Here is a 20,040-nt window from a genome sequence, read left to right as displayed (position 1 = left end):
GTCCGGCCGGAAGCGGGAGGGGCGCCGCAGCGGGTGGCCGATCTTTCCCATGCCCGGAGGAGGGGCCGGTCCGGGCAGCTGTGCCCGGCTTTCCGCGCGAGTCCCGGCACGCGGCCGGTCCGGACGGAATGTAGCGCGGCGGGACCCGGCGGCTCTGCGGTCACCGGAGGCTGCGCGCCCATATTCTTCTGGAAATGCCGGGCGGCAACGATTCGGCTTGGCGGGCGCGGCTGCTTCGCGTGCCGTCGCCTGTCTTCCGGGGGCGGCGCCGTGACCGGTTCGTCCGGCCTCTCCCGGAGCGCGTCCGTGCTGCGACAGGATGTAACCGCGGCATGCAGGGATGGATCGTGCTGGCGCGGCTGCGGCGCCGGGCGCCCGGCTGGCGGACACGGCGGGAAAGGCCGCGGGCGGAAGGCGGGAGCAGCTGTCCAGGCCGACGTGCCGAACGTGCGGATCGCAGCGCCAAACGTCTGATATCGGATGGTTTTAAGAAGGTTTCTGGTGCCGCAGGGGAGGATTGAACTCCCGACCTCACCCTTACCAAGGGTGCGCTCTACCACTGAGCTACTGCGGCGCCGTCGTGTCTGCCGGGGCTGCCCGGCTGGCGTGGGGCGGCTTCTAAGCAGAACTGCGGGGGGATGCAAGCGCAATCTGGACGGTTTTTTTCAACTCCTTTATGAGCGCCTTCATGACAAGGAAAACCGACCCCGAAACCGAGAAGCCGGAGGCCCCGACCAGGGAAGACCGGCTCAAGGCTGCGCTGAAGGCGAATCTCCAGCGCCGCAAGGCCCAGGCCAAGGCGCGCAAGGCGTCGGAAAAGAACGAGGACTGAGCAATGGATGCCATTCTGGTCAAGGGCAACGGCCCGCTGCGCGGCCGCATCCCGATTGCCGGCGCGAAAAATGCCTGTCTGGGGCTGATGCCCGCGACGCTGCTCAGCGAAGAGCCGCTGACCCTGACGAACGTGCCGCGGCTGTCGGACATCGCGACCATGTCGCATCTGCTCGAATCGCTGGGCACCGAGGTGCAGGCGCTGAACGAGGGCCGGGTGATCGTCACCTCCTCGCACGAGATTTCCAATGACCGCGCCGATTACGACATCGTGCGCAAGATGCGCGCCTCGTTCCATGTGCTGGGTCCGCTGCTGGCGCGCCACGGCCATGCCGTCGTCTCGCTGCCCGGCGGCTGCGCGATCGGCGCGCGCCCGGTCAATTTCCATCTGGAGGGCCTCGAGGCGCTCGGCGCCGAGATGGAGCTGCGCGACGGCTATGTCCACGCGTCGGCGCCGAAAGGGCTGAAAGGCGCGCGCCACCGGCTGCCCTTCGCCTCGGTGGGGGCGACCGAGAACATCCTGATGGCAGCCACGCTGGCCCGCGGCACCACGGTGCTGGAAAACGCCGCGCGCGAGCCCGAGATCGTCGACTTGGTGAAATGCCTCCGGGCGATGGGCGCGCAGATCGAGGGCGAGGGGACGGAAACCCTGACCATCGAGGGCGTCGACCGGCTGCACGGCACGACCCACCGCGTCGTTGCCGACCGGATCGAGATGGGCAGCTACATGCTGGCCCCGGTCATCACCCATGGCGAGGTGGAACTGGTCGGCGGCTCGATCGAGCTTCTGGGCTCCTTCGTCGAGAAGCTGCACGAGGCCGGTGTCGAGGTGACGCCGACCAACGAGGGCATCCGGGTCAAGCGCGCCGCCGAGCGGATCCGCGCGGTCGATGTCCGCACCGAGGTCTTCCCCGGCTTCCCGACCGACCTGCAGGCGCAGATGATGGCGCTGATGTGCACGGCCGAGGGCTCGTGCCGCCTGGAAGAGACGATCTTCGAGAACCGCTTCATGCATGCGCCCGAGCTGATCCGCATGGGCGCCAAGATCGACGTGCACGGCAACACCGCCACGGTCACCGGGGTCGAGCGGCTCAAGGGCGCGCCGGTGATGGCGACCGACCTGCGGGCTTCGGTCTCGCTGATCCTCGCGGCCCTGGCTGCCGAGGGCGAGACGCTGGTCAGCCGGGTCTACCATCTCGACCGCGGCTACGAGCGGGTCGAGGAGAAGCTGGGCGGCTGCGGCGCGCTGATCGAGCGGGTGGCGGCATGACCGATGCACGGTTCGAGGACGGCGGCGAACAGCCGCTGCGCCTGCTCGCGGCGGATGAAGACGACCTGAAGGTCGTCTCGGCGCTGGTGCAGGATGCGGTCCTGCCCGCTGCGGAGATGACCTGGGAACCGAAGGCGCGGCGGTTCTCGCTGCTGCTCAACCGGTTCCGCTGGGAGGACCGCACCGCCGCCGAGCGCGCCGGGCGTCCGGTGGAGCGGGTGCAGAGCGTGCTGACCGTGGGCGATGTCCGCAAGGTGTCCAGCCAGGGCGTCGACCGCAAGGACGCGGATCTGGTGCTGTCGCTGCTGTCGCTCGGCTTCGAGCCGGGCGAAGACGGGCAGGGCGCGCTGGTGCTGACCTTTGCCGGGGACGGCGCGCTGAGGCTCGAGGTCGAATGCCTCGACGTGCTGCTCAGCGACGTCACCCGGCCCTATGCCGCGCCGTCGGGCAAGGTTCCGCACCATCCCGGCTGAGGCCCGGCCGCTTGCGGCGACGCTGCGGAAACAGGCGTCGGGGATGGCCCGCGGGCGCGAAACGCCCTAGTCCGAATGGATGAGGCGCCCCGGACTTGTGGCCGTTAACCGGGGCGGATAGACACAAACGCCAAGCGAGGGCGCCATGGTACAGTTCCTGTCGACGGATAACAGCGAGTTCGAGGCCGCATTCTCGGCGCTTCTTTCTGCGAAGCGCGAGGACAGCCCGGATGTCGATGCGGTGGTGGCCGGGATCATCGCCGATGTCCGCGCCCGCGGCGATGCCGCGCTGATCGAGCTGACCGCGAAATTCGACAAGCTGGAGCTGACGCCGGAGACGCTGGCCTTCTCCGCCGAAGAGATCGACGCCGCCTGCGCGACCGTGCCGCCCGCCGAGCGCGAGGCGCTGGAACTCGCCGCCGCCCGGATCCGCGCCTATCACGAACGGCAGCTGCCCGAAGATGCCCGCTGGACCGATGCCTCGGGGGCCGAGCTGGGCTGGCGCTGGACGCCGGTCGAGGCGGACTGCGGTCGCCAGCTGATTTGTCCAACAACGCCCAGGGCATGCCCGCGGGAGGTCGTTTCAACCGGTCCGTCTGGGCCACCCGAAGGGGGGCAGACTTTAAACGGGTCAGAATTGAACGCATATTCCCCCCGTCCGACATGGGCGACCCGAGCGCATGCGCGCGCAAGCGCCGATCCGGCGGCTGTTCCGGTTCGTCGCCCCCAATGCTCCCCAATAATCACTCTCTGCCTTGGGCAGACCGGCTCAACCGCAAACCGCCGGTCCCGTTCCGCCTCATGCGGAGGCGGATGACGCGGCATGCCATTCGCCGCGCACCGCACTCGACCAGCCCGTTCGGTCCCGGCAGCACGCCGCCCGTCCCGGACACCGCACCCTCCGCAACATCAGCTGAACAAATCGGGCCCTTCGGAGCCATGGACCCCGCCATGCGTGCCCATGGGACCCGGGGCCACGTTTCCGGCCCTTCGGAGGCAACGACATCACTTGCCGGCACGGTCGACGGATGCCCTGCGGCGCAAGACATTGCGGGCCGCACCCCGGGCAGGAGAAACCGGGGGAGCCGCGTGACGATCGCAGCACCCCCGGCGCAAGCAAGGTGGTTGCAAATTGCAACCGCCGTCAGAGACGGCGGAAGCGGTCGGCTTGGCGCGTGGTCCAGAAGACGGTGACATCGAAGCCCTCGTCTGTCTGGATCTCGGACTGGATCACGTTCTGCTCGAAGAGCCAGGCCCGCTTGCGGCCGTCGCCGAAGCCGAGATGGAGCAGCTCTTCGTGGCGATGGTCCTGGAATTGCTCGGCCACGGCCGACAGCAGCGTGTCGATCCCCTGCCCGGTCAGCGCAGAGATCGCGAAGATCCCCTCGCTGCGGGCGGCCCGGTTCGCGGTCTCCTCGCGCTCCGGCTCCCCGCGTCTCGGTCGAGATGGTGCAGAAGACCGTCATGGCCGGCAGCCCGGTGCTGATCGCCGTCTCCGCCCCCACCGCCACCGCGCTCCGCCTCGCCCGCGAAGCCGGGCTGACCGTCGCCGCCTTCGCCCGCGGCGACGGGTTCGACCTTTACAGCCGCCCCGAGCGCATCCACCCCGAGGATCCCCATGTCGCCTGACAAAATGGTCATGATGGCCAACCAGATCGCCACGTTCTTCAACACCCAGCCGGGCAGCGACCGGGCCGAGCGGGTGGCCGATCACCTGAACGATTTCTGGGAACCGCGCATGCCTGGTCAGCACCACCGCGCCCGAGGGCGGGTGACCTCGACGAAGCGGGCGGGTTCGCCCTGCATGTCGGCATCGAAGAACACCGGATCGGCGCCGCGCGACCGGGCGCGCGGCCTCGGCGCATCTTCGTGGCCGGTCAGCAGCTCGCGGCCGGGTCCGCGCACCGCGTAGGAAATCCGGTCGTCGGGTGCCTGCGCCAGCAGCTGGAAGGCCGAAACCGGAAGCGCGGTGACCGGCACCCCGTCCTGGATGGCAATCGATTCCGCGATGTCGTTGGCTGCGCCGACCAGAATCCGGTCATAGGCCGCCCGTGCCGCCGCGCGGCCGTTCGCCCAGGAAACCAGCGCCACGATGATCCCTCCGACGAGCAGCAGCGAAAGCACCGCGCCCGTCACCCGCGTCAGCAGGCTCTGCGGCTCAGCCATCGAGCCCGATCCGGTAGCCCAGGCCCCGCTGGGTGGTGATCGCCACCGGCGAGCCCGCCAGCCGCTTCCTGAGCCGCGCGACATAGAGCTCGATCGCATTCAGCCCGACATCGGCATCGTCGAAGCTGAAGAGCTGGCCATAGAGCCGTTCCTTGCTCTGGACCTGGCCGGGGTGGCGCATCAGCGCGCCCAGCAGCACCGCCTCGCGCCGGGTCAGCTGGAGCCGCTGGCCGTCGAGCTCGGCGCCGAGCGTGGCCGGCGAATAGCGCAGCGGGCCGAGCACCAGGCCGCAATTGCAGCGCAGCGCCTCGCGCCGCTCCAGCCGCGAGCGGCGCAGCTCGGGCTCCAGCGACAGGTGGATCGCCATGGTCACCCGCGGCGCGATCGGCATGCCCCAGCTTTCGACCGAGCCCGACAGCACCCAGTCGCGGCGCGGCAGGAACACCGCCTCCATCAGCGCGAGGCGCTCGTCGACGGGACGCTTGCGGGTGAAGGGCGGATCGGTGGGCAGCCAGTAGAAATCATCGGTGTCGAAATGCTGCGAGGCCAGCGCGCCAGCCAGGGCGCGGCCCAGCGTCGACGTTCCCGACCCGGCCGGGCCGAAGATATGCACCCGGTGTCCCTGACGATCATGAGCCCATGTCTCGTGCCGCATCGCCGCCCCATGAGTCGAGAGTTACCACAACTTGACTGTCATATGACTAAATCATGACAGTTCCCGTTGCCAAGCGCGCCGATGGATCCGGGCCCGATTCATTGCTGCGCTGCCGCATTCTCGGGCAGGCGCGGGGCCCGCCACCGGGACGAAGCACGAACACCCGCGGCAGACCGTCCGGCGCGGAGCCGGACGGAAAAAAGGCCCCCGCGGGGCGGAGGCCAGTCGCACTTTCCAGGTTCCGGTCGTTTGCTGCTCGATATCGGTATTCCGCCTGCGACCTGGACCGTGCCGGGAACGGAAAGGCAGACCCCGCAAGGTGCTGGATTGCCCCGGAAATCCCGGCCGCGATGTAGAGCTCGGGCGCCACAACCTTGCCGGTCTGGCCGACCTGCCAGTCATTCGGCGCGAAGCCGCTGTCGACCGCCGCCCGCGACGCGCCCACCGCCGCGCCCAGCTTGTCCGCCAGCGCGCCGATGATCGCGAAGCTCTCCTCGGAGCCGACGCCGCGGCCGCCCGAGACGACGATCTTCGCCGAGGTCAGCTCGGGACGGTCGCTCTCGGCCAGCTTGTCCTCGACCCATTCCGCCAGATCCGTCGCGCCCGGCACCGGAACCGTCCCGACCGGGCAGGCGCCCTGGGTGCCCGCGGCCTCGAAGGTGGAGGTGCGGATGCTGACCACCTTCTTGGAATCGCCCGATTTCACCGTCTGGATCGCGTTCCCGGCATAGACCGGACGCTCGAAGGTGTCGCCGCCGACCACCGCCGAAACATCGGTGATCACCATCACGTCGAGAAGCGCCGCGACCCGCGGCAGCACGTTTTTCGCATCCGTCGTGGCCGGGGCAACGATATGTTCATAGTCCCCGGCGAGGCTCGCGATCAGCTGCGCGGTGTTCTCCGCCAGCCGGTGGCCCAGCGACGCGTCCTCGGCCACCAGCACCTTCGAGGCGCCCGCGATCGCCGCGGCGGCCTCGCCTGCGGCCGCGGGCGGACCCGCGCGGCCGGCGAACTGAAGGCGGTGACCGGCGATGCCGAGGTGGCGCTTCTGGCCGAGGAGCGCGCGGTGCTGGAACTGGAGCTGGAACAGGCGGCGCTGCGCCACCTGCAGCTCGATTTCGGCCACCGGCTGGCCGGGGAGGCGATCCGCCGCTACCGCGACCGCCACCGCAGCGGCATGATGGAAGCGACCGAGGCGGCCTTTGCCGAGCTGACCAATGGCGGCTATCCGCGGCTGGAGACCCGGCGCGAGGGCCAGACCGAAACGCTGTTCGCATTGGACAGCGCCGGGGTGGCGCGCCAGGCGCAGGACATGTCGAAGGGCACGCGGTTCCAGCTCTACCTGGCGCTGCGGGCGGCGGCCTATGCCCAGCTCGCGGGCCAGGGCACCTGCCTGCCGTTCTTCTGCGACGACATCTTCGAGACCTTCGACGAGGACCGCACCCGCGCCGCCTGCCGGCTGATGGCGCGGATCGGGCGTTCGGGCCAGGCGATCTACCTCACCCATCACCGCCATGTCGTGGAGATCGCGCGCGAGACCTGCGGCGATGCGGTGCGCGTGCATGAGCTCGACCCTGCCCGCCCGGCCTGACCGGGCGCTGGATTTGAGGCATGCCGGGGGCAAGTCCCTGAATTGACCTGCCCCCCGCGACATTCCTCACCGTGATGTTCTGCTGGTCGGGCTGCCGACGCTGGGGCTGGGCTTGGCTGCGGCGGTGGCGCGCCGCCTCGGCCATGCCCGCTATGTCCCGCTCGGCACCTCGCGCAAGTTCTGGTACGACGAGGCGCTGTCGGTGCCGCTGGCCTCGGTGACCAGCCCCGGCGGCGGCAAGCGGCTCTATCTCGACCCCCGGATGCTGCCGCTGCTCGAAGGCCGCCGCATCGCGGTGATCGACGATGCGCTCTCGACGGGAAGCTCGATGAAGGCGGCGCTGGAGCTGCTCGCGCTGCGCAACCTCCGCCCGGTGGCGATCGGCGCGGCGATGCTGCAGACCGGACGCTGGCGCGGGGCGCTCGATCCCGCGATCCCGGTCTGCGGCGTGTTCCGCTCGCCGCTCCTCGAACGCCGCGGCGGCGGACTCTGGCCGCTGCCGGATTGACGCTGCCGCGCACTCCCCTATGATTGCCGCAGATGTCAGGGGAGTCCCGCCGCAGGGGACTGAGAGGCCGATATCGGGATGCGCGCATCCCGGGCGAGGCGACCCTTCGAACCTGACCCGGTTGGTGCCGGCGTAGGAAGACCGGAGGATTTCCCCGCAGTTCGCGTGCGGCGGTCCTTTCGGGCCGCTCCCGGTCCCGCGCCCGCCGCGCAGTTCCGGCGCCGCCCGCTTCCCCGCCGCCCCGCTTCAGGAGCCGGCGCGCCAGCGGATGGGCGGGCACCCTGAGCGCAATGCTGCGATGTCCGGCCAGCACCCGCGGCGCGATCCCGGCATCGGCGCGCAGCGGCAGCACCAAGGTCAGCGGGCCGGGCCAGAACTGCTCCAGCTTCGCCGCGGCATCGGGAATTTCGGCATAGCGCGCGGCCTCGGGGGCCTCGGCGAGATGGGTGATCAGCGGGTTGAAGCTGGGCCGGCCCTTGGCGGCGTAGATGCCCGCGACAGCCGTGTCGTCCAGCGCATTGGCGCCGAGCCCGTAGACGGTTTCCGTCGGGAAGGCGACGCAGGCGCCGTCCTGCAGCAGCCGCGCGGCCGCGGCGATGCCGGTTTCATCGGGAAGGAGCCGTTGCGTCATGGGCGTGATCCGTAACGTGGCGTTCCGGTTGTGCGGCCGGAACGGGACCGCGAGGGTGGTTGCGAGCGGCCCTAGCGCCGGATGCGCCGCATGGCAAGCCAGAGGAGGACCCGCATGTCCTATCGCGCCCCCGTCTCCGACCACCTGTTCCTGCTCGGCAAGGTGCTGGGCTATGGCCGGGTGGCGGCCACGGCGCGCTTTGCCGAGGCCGGGCCGGACACCGCGGCGGCGATCCTCGGCGAGGCCGGAAAGCTCTGCGACGGGGTGCTGTCGCCGCTGCAGCGGGCGGCCCCGAAGGCGGCGAGGCCCGAGACGGCCGACAGGCCGGGATCGTTGCAGACCGTGGCCAGCGCGTCGGTCTGCCGTGCCTGTGCTGCCAGCCTGGTGATCAGCTGCTCCTGCGCCACGCCGCGGTCGCCGCCGATCAGCGCCAGCAGGTAGTGCAGGTCGGCGAAGACCAGGCTGCCGTCATCGACGCGGCTCTCGGCCAGGCCGGCCAGCTCCTCCCAGCGGGGCCCCACGGCATGGCCCTCCAGTTCCAGCCGCATCAGCAGCGAGGTGGCATTGGCGATGTCGCGGTAGTCGTCGGTCTTCTCGGCGCGGATCTTCGCATCGTAGAGCGCCAGCGCCTCGGCGGCCTCGCCGCGGTCGAGATGCAGCAGCGCCTTGTGCCACCAGACATGGTAGCGGAAATTGTTCGCGCCCTCCCAGACCGCCCGGTTGCCCTCGATCAGCGCGATGCCCTCGGCGCTGCGCCCGGTCATGTCATGGACATGCGCCACCGCGTGCAGCCCCCAGGCATCGTCGGGGGCCGCCGAGATCGCCGCCAGCCCGGCCGCCTCGGCTTTGGCATAGGCGCCGGTTTCCTCCAGCGCGAAGGCGTGGCAGCCCATCGCATAGCCGCGCCCGGGATGGTCCCCGCCATGGGCCGCCAGGACCCGCTCCACCGACCGGCGCATCTGCCCGCGACGCTCGACTGGCCAAGCTATGCCTCGGGGCGGTCGCGCGGGCTGCCGCTGTTCCTGCTGTCGGCGCGGCTGGTGGCGATGGCCGGGCAGAAGGTGCTGATCCATGGCTGGAACAGCCACCAGAACCCCAATGCCGATGTCCGCGCGCATCTCGGCGAGGCCGGGATCGCGGCGGCGACGACGCCCGAGGGCGCGCGCATGGCGCTGGAGGCGAACGGCATCGTCTATGTGCCGCTCGAGGCGATGGATGCGGAGCTCTTGCGGGTGGTGCGGCTGCGCGACGAGCTGGGGCTGCGCTCGCCGGTCAACACGGCGCTCAGGGCGATGAACCCGGGCGGCGCGCCGGCCTGCGTGCAGGGCGTGTTCCATCCGCCCTATCGCGGGCTGCAGCAGGATGCGGCGGCGCTTCTCGGCGAGAAGGACCTGATGGTGATCAAGGGCGGCGGCGGCGAATTCGAGCGCCATCCCGCCAAGGCGATCCTGGTCTACGGGCTGGAAGCCGGGGCGATCCACGAGCAGACGGTGGAGCCGCTGATCGGGGAAACCCGCCGCCTGGCCGACGAGGACCCGGTGCCGGGCGACCTGGGACGGCTCTGGTCGGGCGCGCGCGCCGATGCCTTTGCCGAGGCGACGGTGACCGGCACCGCGGCGCTGGCGCTGGGGCCAGCAGCTCCGGCACGGCTGCGGGCGCGGCGGCCCCGTCGAAGGGAGAGGACGGCAGGCGGGTGGCGAACCACGCCAGCCCGCCGCCGAGGATGACGGCGGCGAGGACAAGGAAGGAAAATAGACGTTTCACGGCAATCCGGTCTCGGCAGTGGCGCGGCCCGCAAGGAGCCCTGGCGCCGGCGGATGGAATGGCGCGCCGGAGCCATCTGTCCCGGCGCGGTCTCTGGACGGGCGGCTCAGGTGCCGAAGCTGTATTGCGACAGCGGCATGTTGCGGTAGCGCTGCCCCCTGAGCGCGGAGAGCGCGTTGACCACGGCGGGCGGCACGGCGGGAACGCCGATCTCGCCGACGCCGCCGATCGGCGCGCCGCTCTCGATCACCTTCACATGCACGCGCGGCATCCGCTCTGCGGGCAGGATCGGATAGAGGTCGTAGTTGCGCGCCACAGGCTCGCCGTTCTCGTATTCGGCATGTTCGACCAGAACCTGGCTGAGGCCGAGCGCCGTGGCCGACTGCACCTGCGCCGCGACGAGGCGCGGGTTCACGACCATGCCCGGATCGACCGCCTGCCAGATGTCATGCACGACGACCTGACCGGCCTCGACCGAGACCTCGGCGATGGCGGCGGCGAGGCTGCCGAAGGGCGCGGCGGTGGCCACGCCCGGCGATGATCGCCGCCAGCCCTTCGAAGCCGGTCGGCGCGGCATGGCCGGGCTTCGTCTCGGTGGCGAAGACCGGACCGGCGCCGACATAGTCGACCAGCCGCGGGTCGATGGCGGCGGCATGCTCCGGCGTCTCCACCGAGATGCCGAGGATCATGTCGGGGCCGATCCGCATCCGCGCCTCGTGCGCGGGCATGTCGCCCTGGCCCAGATGTAGCCCCTCGGCGCCGATCTCGACGGCGGCGGCGACATTGTCGTTGACGATCAGCGGCACGCCGGTCCCGGCCAGCGCCGCCTTCAGCGCGCGGCCGGCGGCCACGAATTGCGCTTGGCCGCAGGTCTTGTCCCGGAGCTGCACGGCAGTCACCCCGCCGGTCACGGCGCGGGCGGCGGTCTCGGCCATGCCGATGGCCTCGCAGAGCTCCGGGTCGAGCACCAGATAGACGGAGAGGTCGATCGTCCTCATGCCCTGCGCACCCGCGCCAGATCCATGTCTTCGGGCTGCACCAGGGCCAGCGCATCGACGAAGGCGGGGACGAAGCTGCCCGGACCGGCGCTGTGCAGCGCGGCGCGCTCGCCCGCGACGGCGAAATGCATCAGCGCGGCCAGCGCCGCCTCGAAAGGCTCGGCCACGGCAGCATAGCCGCCCATCAGCGCGGTGAGCGCGCGCCGTCGCCGCCGCGGCGATCAGCCCGGGCACGGAATCCGCCGCCGGCGAGCCGTTGCACAGGTTGCCGGCCAGCGTGGCGCGGCCCTGCACCTGGGTCGAGCCGACAAGTTCCATCCCCTCGACGACGCCCGGCCAGTCAGCACACAGCTCCGCATGCGCGCCGAGCTTCGCGCCGGAGACGGCGATGCCGATCCGCCAGCCGCCATCGGCAGTGCGGGCGATGTCATGCACGCCGGGAATCTTCTTGAGGTCGATCAGGTCGTCGGGAAGCACCATGCCCGCGCGCATCTGCACCAGGACATCGGTGCCCCCGGCGAGGAAGCGCGTCACCCCGCCTGCCGCGCCGGCCAGCCTGGCGGCGTCCTCGAATGTGGATGGTGTATGGTAGTTCATCTACGTCCCCTGGTGGCTCCGTCGGAGGGGCCTTCCGGCCCGCCGCCATTCGCTTCCCTTCGGGCCGCCTCCCGGTCATCCGCACCATGCGGATGCCCCGCTGCCGACGCATGCAAGCCCCGGCACCCAGCCCGTCATGCGCGAACCTTGCCCCGCCCTCCGCCCCGGCGCAAGCCAACTCCACCGGCGGCGCGCCCATTCCCCTGCGACCGCCCCCGCCGAGGCAGGGGAATTGCATTTGGCCCTGAGGTCCCGAGGCGCCGCGCTTGGCTGCACCGCGATCTCAGCCCCGAATCCGATGCGCTGGTCTCCAGCTTCCGGCTGGGCGGCGAGGTGGCCTACCAGCTGCGCGACGCGGTCAGCGGCGAGGTCCTGGCCGGTCACCGGGCCGATGAGGGGATGATGCCCGCGAGCACCTGCAAGGCGATCACCACCGCCTATGCGCTCGACCATCTCGGCCCGGCCTACCGGTTCCGCACCCGGCTCCTGGCGACCGGGCCGCTGCGCGAGGGCCGGCTGGAGGGCGACCTGATTCTCGCGGGCGGCGGCGATCCGACGCTCAGCTCCGACGATATCGACGCGCTGCTCGACCAGCTTGCCGCGCTCGGCCTGCGCGAGGTCGCGGGCGGCTTCAAGGTCTGGGACGACGCGCTGCCCTATGTGGCCGAAATCGACCCGGGCCAGCCCGACCATCTGGGCTACAATCCTTCGGTCTCCGGGCTGAACCTGAATTTCAACCGGGTCCATTTCCAGTGGCAGCAGCAGGGCAGCGGCTACCGGATCGACATGGATGCGCGTGCCAACCACGTGGTGCCGCCGGTGCGGATGGTGACGATGAGCACCTCGAACCGCAGCGGCCCGATCTTCGAGGTCGAGGACGCGCCGCCCGGGACCGAAGCCTGGACCGTGGCGCGGCCGGCGCTCGGCGGGGCGGCCGCCTGGCGCAGCTGCGGACCGAGCCCGGCGCGCAGCGCGTTGGCGAGCCTGAGCCCGGCGCGTTCGGTCAGCGCCTCGGGCCAGACCAGAAGGTCGCCGAGTTCCTCATGGACCAGCGCGAAGGAGCGGATCTTCGAGCGCTTGGCCTTGGAGGCGGCGTGGAACAGTCCGTCCACCGCATCCTCGACCCGCTCGAAGGCGCCGTGGCTGACCGCCAGAACGGCGACCCGGCCGCGTTCATAGGGCGAGAGATCGGCGCGGATCTCGTTCTCCTCGACCATCGCCAGATAGGCCCGCGCGGCGGTGCCGGGCTCGCGCACGATCGCCTTGATCTGCGCGAAAGCCGGATCGCCGGTCTCGGCCTCCAGGGCGCGGATCGCGGCCAGGCGGCGGAACCCCGACAGGAGCCCGAAGCGCGCCCCGGAGGCGTCGGTCTCGGACAGCTCGAACACCTCCACCGGCAGGCGCAGGCCGCTGGCACGGATCGAGGATTTCAGCTCGGCCATCTCCTCGGGATCGAGCTGCATCCGGTCGCGGGTCAGCTCGTCGGCAATGATGTCGCGCGTGGCCAGGTTGAGCAGCACGCGGCCCTCGGCGGCGGCGCTGCGGTAGCTGTCGGCATCCTTGCGGTCGCGGGCGCGCTCGGCGCGTTCCTCGGGGGGCGGGGGTGCGGCAGGCGGCATCGACGCCGCCCTGGTCCGCCGCGCGCTGCGCGCCACGTTCGGCGCGATGCTGGGCCTGCCCGTCCTGCCGCATGACCTGCGCCACGGATTCCTGTCGGTGCTGCATCTCCTCCTTTATGTCGGCGCAACGGCTGAACGGGAGATCACGGCGCTCACCGGCTGGCCGGCAGAGGAGCAGGAACGCATCCGCCGCCGGATTGCCGGGCCCGCTGGGGACCCGGTACGGCTCGATTCCCGCTTCGCGGCACTCGCCGGACATGCAGCGGCGGAACAGACGACGATCCCGACCTACTGCCATCTGAGCGATCTCGGGCTCGGCATCCTGATCCGCGGGGCGCAGGAGCGCCTACGGGCCGAAGTCGCCGCGCGGATGCTGCGGATGAATGCCGCAAGGGTGCGGCCGCTGGCGGATGCCGATGGCATGGTCCGGCTCGAGGACCTGCGGCCTCTGGTCCTCGAGGACCTCGACTCCCGCTGGATCGGGGCGGGCGAGGAGCCGGAGCGCGGTGCTCCGGCAAGCGCCGCTGCAGAGGACCCGCTGACGCCGGAGCTCGCTCATGTGCTGCTTTCGCGCCTGCAGGACGGGCAGCCGCCGGAGGAAGTGGCCCGCGACCTGGCCCGGCCGCCGGAGGAGGTCGGACCGCCTGCGGACCGCCCGCGGCCTGCGCGAGGCTGTCGACCACATAGGCCGGCACGAAATGGCTGGGCGCCGGGCCGTCCCATTCCGGCGGGGCGAGATATTTCCAGCCGGCCAGCCCCACCGTGTCGCCGGGCCGCATCCCGCAATCGCGCAGCACGGCGGCGAGGTTCGGGGCGGTGTCGCGCCATTGGGCCATCAGGCTCAGCGACTGGCAGAGCACCGGCTCCACTCCGGGCAGGCGGCTCAGCGCGACATGCGACACGTTCTCGTTGCCGGTCACGATCAGCCGCTGGCCCTGCGGGCCGAGCAGCAGCAGCGCCTCTTCGAAGCGCGGGTCGAAGCCGGTGAGGAAGGCGATGTTGGCGGCATGTTCGCGGTCGGCATAGACGGCGGTCCAGGTACAGCCCGCGCGGGCGTGCAGCGCATCGCAGCGCGCGGCATAGACTTCGGCCGGGATCTGCGGCTGCGCGTCGGCCAGCGGGATCTGCGGCAGGGCGACGGGCCGGAGGCCGGGTTTGGCGGGGATGTCTTTCATGGATGTCTCGCAGGCAGGAAGCCGATGTCGGAAGGGCGGAGCGCGCAGGTGAGCGGGCCGGGGGCGGGCAGGGCGGCGGCGCCCGAGGGCAGCATGGCCACGATCTGCTGGCCGTCGGCGCTGAGACAGCGGGCCAGTGGCGAAGCACCCGGGGCGATGACCTGTCGGAGGCGGACCGTTGCTTCGTCGATGCCAGCCTCGACGCTGCGAAGCGGCGTCAGGGGGAAGCGGCTGCGCGCAAGGCGGAACTGGAAGATGCGCGCCGACGGGCAGATCGGCGGCGCAAGCTTTTGCTGCAGGTCCTGACCGCCGCGTTCCTGGTTGCTTCAGCGTTGGGAGCGGTGGCTTTCCGGAGTTCGAAGAGCGCTCTTACAGCGAATGCGGAACTGACTTCTGCAGTCGGGAATCTTGAGAAATCAAACCGGCAGCTGGACGAAGCGCTTGTGGCCGAAGAAGATGCCCGGAGGACCGCCGAAGCCGCAACCGCGGCGGCGCAACTTGCGGCCGATCGGCTGGCTCAGGAGGTGAACCGGGCGGACGCGGCACTGGCGACCGCAGAGGCGGAGCTTCGCCGACGCCAGACCAGCTGGTCCCGGCTGGCGGCTCGAATGGCGCGCAAACAACTCGGCGAGGGCCAGCCGGACCGTGCGCTCGCCGTAGCCGTCAGCGCGTTTCCGGAAGACAGCAGAGACCATTGGCGCAGCTTGAACGCCGCTTCCGGCATTGCGCCGCTTTTGCACGACGCGCTGGCCCGGTCGCAGATCGACTTGACGCTGCGGGGCCGCGCAATCTCGACGCGGCGCCGCAGAAGGCAGGCGAGGCCGCCCGGAGCTCTCCCGGGCGGGCCATGCGGCGTCTGTGGCTTTGGCGGTGCAAAGGGCGGGAAGCCACGCTTCCGCTCGCCTCGCCGCGTCGAGAGGCGCTGCGAAGGGCCCCGTGAAATGGCAAGACAGCCTCGGGCGGTCGGGACATTCCCGCGATGGCTCTCCGCGTCCTTTCCGGGCCGCATGCCCGCCGGGGAAGCGCCGATGCCATGTGCGGGGCGCGGGGATGGCGGCGGGCCGGGCCTTGCGGGTCGCCGAGCGCAGATGGGAACGGCAACGGGGCGGGCATCTTCCGGGTGCGGGCGCGATGGAGCGAGTGCCGATGTGCTCCTTTGGCCTTGTCCATGACGCGGCGGCGTTGTGCGCTTCGGCCGGACCGTCGGCTGCGAAGCGGCGAGGCTCCGTTCGTTGCCAGCAGTCCGGCTGGAGCGCATCCGCATTCTTCCGTCATGCCGCCGCCGGAGAAAACTCCGGGTGCGCATCCCCGGGCGGACCTGGCGGCAGCGCCGGGACCCGTGCGGCTGCGCTGGCGCTCCATGGCGGTTCGCGAGCGCATGCCGCACTCACTGTGGCCGAGCGGCCCGGATGCCGGTCCGGCTTTCGGGGACGAACGCGCCGTCCTGCGGCTGGTCCGCATCGTCGCCGCGTCGGCGCATCAGGGCACGCTGACCGCGGCGCAGGGCCGGTCCTACGAGCACACGCTGATGGCGGCACGCACGAGCGAACTGTCGGCGATGGCGCGGGTGCTCTGGGGGCGCGGCAATTACGGGCGCACCTTCCAGATGCTGCCGGGCTTCCTCTTGTGCCTGCGCGACCACGGGCTCGCCGTCCCGGAGGAGCTGCGCGATCTCGCGCTGCTGGCACCGGGCGAGGCGCGGGAATGGACCTTCGCCCAGGGCGAGAACCGCTTCGCCAAGCTCTACCACTACAAGACCGCCGCCACCGCGATGGGCTCGCTCGCGCGCTACCGCTGGGGCGAATGGGGCTATCAGGAAACCGTGCTGCAGATGCGGATCGGCAGCGACCCGGATGCCCAGATCTGGGTGAACCATCCCAGCGAGGTCATCCATTGCGGCTTCGGCCGCCCGTCCTATTGGGGCGGCTGCGGCACCATTCCGCGGGTCCACCAGTACCGCAATCTGGCCGTCGCGGTCTTCGAGGCCGCCGGGGAACTGCCGGGCTTCTCGCATGCCTGGTTCCCGCAGGCGGTCTTCGACGCGACGCGCGGCGGCGCGGACTGGCGCGCGGCCCGCTCCGGCGCGGCGGCAAGCCCGGAAAGAAGGCGCCGAAGACCGAGGCCCCGGCCAAGCCGGAGCCGGAAGCGGCGCCCGAAGACGCGCGCTCCCCGCTGCAGCGGCTGGCCGACAGGTTCAAGTGACCGCTCAGGCGCCGTAGGGCAGCCAGACGGTCTTCACCTGCGTCGCGGCGGCCAGGAACTCCGCTGCGTTGGATTTGGTCCAGTCAAGCCGCCGCGGCAGCCATGTCCGCTTGAGGTTCCCCGCCGCGCCGGTTTCGATCGCGGCGGAGAGGTCCGCACCGGCAAAGCTCCAGACCGCCTCGACATCTGCATGCTGGGCGAGCACCGGCATCAGCGCGGCCGTCTCGCCGGTGATCATGTTGACCGTCCCGCCCGGCACGTCCGAGGTGTCGAGGATCTGGCAGAACTCCGTCGCGATCAGCGGATAGGCATGGGAAGCCACCGCGACGCAGGCATTGCCCGTGGCCAGCGCCGGGGCGATGCAGGAGACCAGCCCCAGGAGCGCCGGCGCATCCGGCAGCGCCATGCCGATCACGCCCGCGGGCTGGTTCAGTGCCACCGCCATCGCCTTGCCCGGCACAGGCTTGACCGCGCCGTCCTGCTTGTCCGCCCAGGCCGCCCAGGCGAAGAGCCGCTCCAGCGAGGCCTCGACCTCCTGCGCTGTCTTGCCGTCCCGCGCGCCGCCGGGCTGCCGAGGCGGTTTCGGGCGGAGTTCCATGCCGGGCGGTCTTTCGGCCATGGAGGCCTGCGGATATTCGGCAAGCCTGGGGCGGCCGGTCCGCGGCGGGCCGGAGAAGCCCGGCTGGCCGGAGTCCCGGCCCGGTCTCTCCGGCGTCGATCCGGTGAAGGCGGCTTCTTCGAGCGGGAAAGAGCTCGGGCGGAGGCGGCAGCCGTCCGGTTCAGCCGGACGCGGCTCCGCAATGCGGCGGAACCGCCAGCCCGGTGGCGGGCGGTCTTGCGGCAGTGCAGACGGGGTCTGTTCAGCGCTTCCGGGCAGCGCGGCGCCCGGCCGTTTCCTCCGGAGCCGATCCTGAACAATGCGATCAGGCCTCGGCAAAGGCCTGATCCAGGTCTCGGTATCCGTTCATGAGCGCCAGAACCAAGGCCATGAGCCAGTCCCGAATGGACCGGAGGCGGGTGGGGACCTTGCGGATGTCGTGGCCGCAGCCGCAGGGAGCGGCAAATATGGCGCCGCCGTCGGTCCCGTTCAGCGGCAGCGCGCCAGCTGTCCGCCGTTCGGCCCGCTGACTCGGACCGGTGGCGTTCGGCGCCGCGCCGTGGCCGATCCCGGGCTCGATGGCCGAGGGCGCTGCGCAGCTGCCGCGCCGCCGGAGACGACGAGATCGTGCTGGCCGTCGCCAATCCCGGCGCGGAGCTCGCGGCGCGGTTCGGCGCGCTGGCGGAAGAGCTCGGCGGGATCGAGCTCCGGCTGATGCAGGATGTTCCGGCGGAGCGCGCCTGGTATGCCAGCCTGCGCTACATGATCGCGCCGGAGCTGATGCGCGCCCATGCCCGGCCGGTCTTCGTCTTCGACATCGACATCCTGTTCCGCGAAAGCCTGGCGGCGTTCTTCGCGCGGAGCCGGCTGGCGCGCGACCGCATCGGGCTCCGGGTCTCGCCGCGCTACTGCTATCCGTGGCAGCGGATCACGGTGAACAGCCTCTATCTGCCCTACACCGCCGAGGCGCAGGCCTTCGCGGCGCATATGCGGCTGTTCCTCGAGATGCAGTTCAGCGTGCCCGGCTCGCCGGATCTGTGGTGGATCGACCAGAACGCGGCGCTGTCGGCCTCGGTCCATGCGCCGCCGGAGGCGCTGCAGGCCCTCGACGTCAACGGCTTCGTCAGCTTCCCGCGGGACTGAGCTCGGCACCGGCGCGGCGGTTCAGGGTCTCCGCCCGCTCCGCGCCGATCTCCCCGGCGGCTTCCGCTTCCGCGACCGCCGCCGCGAAGCCGCGGCACAGGCGCAAGCATGGCGGCTCGAAGCGGCGTGTTCGCGGTGCCGCTCGGTCCGGTGGCGCGGCCCGCTCATTCCTCAACCGCTTCGCTGCCCTCGGTATCCCGGTCACCGTGGCAAAGGGATAAGTCTGTCCGGGGAAAGGGGACCTGCGGTCGCAAGCTGATTTGCGCAACGGCGCCCGCCAAGTCTGGTCCGCGTTCCGTCCGCGGCCGCCGGTCCCAAGCGGCGCGCCTGCCTGTCCGCGGGTTGCACTGCGGGCCGAGCTGGTCCAACCTGCGGAAAGAACTGCTGTCGCGGAGGCCGGGAGCCGCCGCGGAGCGAACGAGCCGGACAATCGGAGTCAGGCATGACGCTCGACAGCTTGCATGCGGCGATGGCCGCAACGACCGATCCCGCTGGCGTCTGGGATGTGCTCTGCGGCTATTTCCGCGCGCAGGGGGCCGTTTGGCTGCAATACCAGACGGTCGATCTGTTCCGGGATCCGGAGGAGCCGTTGCCTGGGCGCCTGTACTGGGCCGGCGATGCGTCCTGGGAGGGCGCGCGGCTGGACGGAGGGGGCGGCGATCCGCTGGCGGAGCAGGCGCTCGGCAGCGGCCTTCCGGCCTTCTGGGCGGCGCCTGCAGAAGCCGGGGCGGCACGCGGCCGACGAGGGGGCACCGCCGTCGCCGGCGGCTTCGCCCACGTCCGGGCTGCCGTCGGCGAGGGACTGCGGGACGGGGAGGGGGTGACCGGTCCTGTCGGTCGGGTCCTGACGGTCCGGACCACTGCGGGATGATGCGGCGGACGGCCCTCCCCCGCGCCCCCGAGGCTTTGCGGGGTTGCGTCATGCAGGAGAGGCCGGCAGACCAAGGCGGAGGCGACCGGGCCGGACCAAGCCTGAAAGCTTCCGGGGGGCACGGGCGTTGGCGGACAAAGCCAGGCGGAGTCATCTCATGTGTCCGGCATGCTAGCTGGGCGGCATGCGCAGGCCTCCGAAGACGGTGCAAAAGGCCGCCAACTGGCGCAGCTGCAATCAGGCGTCGAGGCAGCGAGGCTCCCTGACCATCCGGTCGGAGCCCTCGATCCTTCGAGGCCATGGGACGGCGCGGCCGCCAGCTGTCCCGTGGCGAGGCTGCGATCCGGGCCTGCCTCGCCCTCCTGGGGCTGCCGGGCCTGTCGCTCCGCCAGAGCGGGCCATGGAGGCGCCGCAGGTCCAAGCGGGGTGCCGGATCGCACCAGCCGAACGGGCAGGAAGGGCGCCGGGGACCTGCCGCCCGAGGGATTCCGCGGTTTGCGTTGATTCGTTCTGCCAGGGCGAGGTCCGCGGCCAGGGTCTCGGCACGGAAGCTCATGCGTGCACCCGGTTCTTCGGCAAGAGCGCGTCGAACCCGTCGGCCGCCTGCCCCGAGGCCATCTGCGCCAGCAGCGCGCCGGTGGTCGGGCCCAAGGTGAAGCCCTGGTGCCCATGGCCGAAATTCATCCACAGCCCGGCATGTCCCGGCGCGGCGCCGACCAGCGGCAGCATGTCCGGCAGGCAGGGCCGCGTGCCGGACCACTGGGGCTCGCCGATGCGTTCTCCGGTCTCGATCAGGTCGGAAATCCCTGCATGGCCGCGCTCCAGCTGGCGCGTGTCGGGGGCGCTGGCACGGGTCACCAGCGCCGCGCCGGTCGCAAGCCGCAGCCCGTCCGTCATCGGCGTGGCAACGATGCCGTTATCCACGTCGAGGAAGGGCCGCACGGGCAT

20 protein-coding genes, 1 tRNA gene and 6 pseudogenes are annotated in these 20,040 nt (G+C 71.2%); 13 read left to right on the top strand and 14 right to left on the bottom strand.

The genetic code is table 11. The features are described 5' to 3' along the window. Positions 1-499: 499 nt before the first annotated feature. Positions 500-574: transfer RNA gene (locus C7T91_RS29755), tRNA-Thr, on the bottom strand. Between the two features lie 114 nt (positions 575-688). Between C7T91_RS29755 and C7T91_RS34055 the strand changes: the two genes are divergently transcribed. The 4 genes and pseudogenes from C7T91_RS34055 to C7T91_RS37460 form a co-directional block, all read left to right on the top strand. After that, on the top strand, positions 689-832 hold the full coding sequence (locus C7T91_RS34055; RefSeq protein WP_201742300.1) for a hypothetical protein: 144 nt from the start codon (positions 689-691) through the stop codon (positions 830-832). A gap of 3 nt (positions 833-835) precedes the next feature. Beyond that, positions 836-2,101: a UDP-N-acetylglucosamine 1-carboxyvinyltransferase gene (gene murA, locus C7T91_RS29750; RefSeq protein ID WP_108263430.1), complete on the top strand. Its 1,266-nt coding sequence runs from the start codon at positions 836-838 to the stop codon at positions 2,099-2,101. Continuing rightward, the gene (locus C7T91_RS29745) at positions 2,098-2,574 is read left to right on the top strand and encodes a DUF2948 family protein (protein ID WP_108263429.1); all 477 of its coding nucleotides are present in this window, start codon (positions 2,098-2,100) and stop codon (positions 2,572-2,574) included. Before murA ends, C7T91_RS29745 begins: the two co-directional genes overlap by 4 nt. Positions 2,575-2,719: 145 nt before the next feature. Beyond that, positions 2,720-3,091: pseudogene (locus C7T91_RS37460) on the top strand (histidinol dehydrogenase); the annotation flags it as partial. A 627-nt stretch (positions 3,092-3,718) separates the two neighbouring features. On the opposite strand, the pseudogene C7T91_RS29735 reads toward C7T91_RS37460, so the two are convergent. Beyond that, positions 3,719-3,970, bottom strand: a pseudogene (locus C7T91_RS29735) (GTPase HflX); the annotation flags it as partial. On the opposite strand from C7T91_RS29735, the gene C7T91_RS38820 reads away from it, so the two are divergent. Further along, positions 3,889-4,203, top strand: a complete 315-nt coding sequence (locus C7T91_RS38820) for a formate dehydrogenase accessory sulfurtransferase FdhD (protein ID WP_330848910.1) — start codon at positions 3,889-3,891, stop codon at positions 4,201-4,203. The pseudogene C7T91_RS29735 and the gene C7T91_RS38820 sit on opposite strands and share 82 nt — an antisense overlap. Then, positions 4,193-4,324, top strand: a pseudogene (locus C7T91_RS29725) (formate dehydrogenase subunit delta); the annotation flags it as partial. The gene C7T91_RS38820 and the pseudogene C7T91_RS29725, both read left to right, overlap by 11 nt. Here C7T91_RS29725 and C7T91_RS29720 read toward each other — a convergent pair. From C7T91_RS29720 to C7T91_RS29710, 3 genes and pseudogenes are all read right to left on the bottom strand, one after another. Next, the gene (locus C7T91_RS29720) at positions 4,321-4,740 is read right to left on the bottom strand and encodes a sensor histidine kinase N-terminal domain-containing protein (protein WP_108263426.1); all 420 of its coding nucleotides are present in this window, start codon (positions 4,738-4,740) and stop codon (positions 4,321-4,323) included. The pseudogene C7T91_RS29725 and the gene C7T91_RS29720 sit on opposite strands and share 4 nt — an antisense overlap. Beyond that, positions 4,733-5,353: a winged helix-turn-helix domain-containing protein gene (locus tag C7T91_RS29715; RefSeq protein ID WP_236638592.1), complete on the bottom strand. Its 621-nt coding sequence runs from the start codon at positions 5,351-5,353 to the stop codon at positions 4,733-4,735. Before C7T91_RS29715 ends, C7T91_RS29720 begins: the two co-directional genes overlap by 8 nt. 352 nt (positions 5,354-5,705) lie before the next feature. Beyond that, positions 5,706-6,500, bottom strand: a pseudogene (locus C7T91_RS29710) (electron transfer flavoprotein subunit alpha/FixB family protein); the annotation flags it as partial. On the opposite strand from C7T91_RS29710, the gene C7T91_RS29705 reads away from it, so the two are divergent. Then, positions 6,462-6,986 carry an ATP-binding protein gene (locus C7T91_RS29705; protein ID WP_145963069.1) on the top strand — a complete coding sequence of 175 codons (525 nt, stop codon included), beginning with the start codon at positions 6,462-6,464 and terminating at the stop codon, positions 6,984-6,986. The pseudogene C7T91_RS29710 and the gene C7T91_RS29705 sit on opposite strands and share 39 nt — an antisense overlap. A gap of 61 nt (positions 6,987-7,047) precedes the next feature. Then, positions 7,048-7,494: a phosphoribosyltransferase gene (locus tag C7T91_RS29700; RefSeq protein WP_108263424.1), complete on the top strand. Its 447-nt coding sequence runs from the start codon at positions 7,048-7,050 to the stop codon at positions 7,492-7,494. A gap of 295 nt (positions 7,495-7,789) precedes the next feature. On the opposite strand, the pseudogene C7T91_RS29695 reads toward C7T91_RS29700, so the two are convergent. Next, a pseudogene (locus tag C7T91_RS29695) lies at positions 7,790-8,125 on the bottom strand (L-threonylcarbamoyladenylate synthase); the annotation flags it as partial. A 170-nt stretch (positions 8,126-8,295) separates the two neighbouring features. Next, the gene (locus C7T91_RS33060) at positions 8,296-9,072 is read right to left on the bottom strand and encodes a hypothetical protein (RefSeq protein ID WP_161556164.1); all 777 of its coding nucleotides are present in this window, start codon (positions 9,070-9,072) and stop codon (positions 8,296-8,298) included. On the opposite strand from C7T91_RS33060, the gene C7T91_RS29685 reads away from it, so the two are divergent. Next, the gene (locus C7T91_RS29685) at positions 9,049-9,852 is read left to right on the top strand and encodes a glycosyl transferase family 3 (RefSeq protein ID WP_236638590.1); all 804 of its coding nucleotides are present in this window, start codon (positions 9,049-9,051) and stop codon (positions 9,850-9,852) included. The two genes, C7T91_RS33060 and C7T91_RS29685, sit on opposite strands and share 24 nt — an antisense overlap. Before the next feature lie 143 nt (positions 9,853-9,995). Here C7T91_RS29685 and C7T91_RS29680 read toward each other — a convergent pair whose 3' ends face one another. The 4 genes and pseudogenes from C7T91_RS29680 to C7T91_RS29665 all read right to left on the bottom strand — a co-directional run. Beyond that, on the bottom strand, positions 9,996-10,418 hold the full coding sequence (locus C7T91_RS29680; protein ID WP_108263422.1) for a molybdopterin cofactor-binding domain-containing protein: 423 nt from the start codon (positions 10,416-10,418) through the stop codon (positions 9,996-9,998). Next, the gene (locus C7T91_RS29675; protein WP_108263479.1) at positions 10,336-10,887 is read right to left on the bottom strand and encodes a thiamine phosphate synthase; all 552 of its coding nucleotides are present in this window, start codon (positions 10,885-10,887) and stop codon (positions 10,336-10,338) included. The genes C7T91_RS29680 and C7T91_RS29675 overlap by 83 nt, the downstream gene beginning before the upstream one ends. Then, the gene (locus tag C7T91_RS29670) at positions 10,884-11,054 is read right to left on the bottom strand and encodes a carbohydrate kinase family protein (RefSeq protein ID WP_236638610.1); all 171 of its coding nucleotides are present in this window, start codon (positions 11,052-11,054) and stop codon (positions 10,884-10,886) included. The genes C7T91_RS29675 and C7T91_RS29670 overlap by 4 nt, the downstream gene beginning before the upstream one ends. Before the next feature lie 46 nt (positions 11,055-11,100). Then, positions 11,101-11,484: pseudogene (locus C7T91_RS29665) on the bottom strand (FAD binding domain-containing protein); the annotation flags it as partial. Here C7T91_RS29665 and C7T91_RS40200 point away from each other — a divergent pair. Both C7T91_RS40200 and C7T91_RS29645 read left to right on the top strand, forming a co-directional pair. Beyond that, a complete protein-coding gene (locus C7T91_RS40200) occupies positions 11,473-12,663 on the top strand; it encodes a D-alanyl-D-alanine carboxypeptidase (protein WP_145963068.1) in 1,191 nt (396 codons plus the stop codon). The pseudogene C7T91_RS29665 and the gene C7T91_RS40200 sit on opposite strands and share 12 nt — an antisense overlap. Positions 12,664-13,930: 1,267 nt before the next feature. Further along, positions 13,931-14,584, top strand: coding sequence for a hypothetical protein (locus C7T91_RS29645; RefSeq protein ID WP_145963067.1), 654 nt, complete (start codon positions 13,931-13,933; stop codon positions 14,582-14,584). 110 nt (positions 14,585-14,694) lie between these two features. Here C7T91_RS29645 and C7T91_RS29640 read toward each other — a convergent pair whose 3' ends face one another. Both C7T91_RS29640 and C7T91_RS29630 read right to left on the bottom strand, forming a co-directional pair. Further along, positions 14,695-14,973, bottom strand: a complete 279-nt coding sequence (locus tag C7T91_RS29640) for a hypothetical protein (protein ID WP_108263418.1) — start codon at positions 14,971-14,973, stop codon at positions 14,695-14,697. A gap of 1,511 nt (positions 14,974-16,484) precedes the next feature. Continuing rightward, complete coding sequence (locus C7T91_RS29630; RefSeq protein ID WP_108263416.1) at positions 16,485-17,099, bottom strand: aldehyde dehydrogenase family protein; 615 nt, start codon at positions 17,097-17,099, stop codon at positions 16,485-16,487. A 606-nt stretch (positions 17,100-17,705) separates the two neighbouring features. Here C7T91_RS29630 and C7T91_RS29625 point away from each other — a divergent pair. Both C7T91_RS29625 and C7T91_RS29620 read left to right on the top strand, forming a co-directional pair. Further along, positions 17,706-18,221 (top strand): hypothetical protein, encoded by a 516-nt coding sequence (locus C7T91_RS29625; RefSeq protein ID WP_108263415.1) that lies wholly within the window; start codon positions 17,706-17,708, stop codon positions 18,219-18,221. 442 nt (positions 18,222-18,663) lie between these two features. After that, complete coding sequence (locus tag C7T91_RS29620; RefSeq protein WP_108263414.1) at positions 18,664-19,092, top strand: hypothetical protein; 429 nt, start codon at positions 18,664-18,666, stop codon at positions 19,090-19,092. A gap of 552 nt (positions 19,093-19,644) precedes the next feature. Here C7T91_RS29620 and C7T91_RS29615 read toward each other — a convergent pair. Further along, the gene (locus tag C7T91_RS29615; RefSeq protein WP_145963066.1) at positions 19,645-20,040 is read right to left on the bottom strand and encodes an NAD(P)/FAD-dependent oxidoreductase; all 396 of its coding nucleotides are present in this window, start codon (positions 20,038-20,040) and stop codon (positions 19,645-19,647) included.

The organism is Mangrovicoccus ximenensis (assembly GCF_003056725.1).
Taxonomy (GTDB): Bacteria; Pseudomonadota; Alphaproteobacteria; order Rhodobacterales; family Rhodobacteraceae; genus Mangrovicoccus; species Mangrovicoccus ximenensis.
Note: the sequence above shows the minus strand (reverse complement) of the source record. Positions and strands in the feature narration are given on the sequence as shown.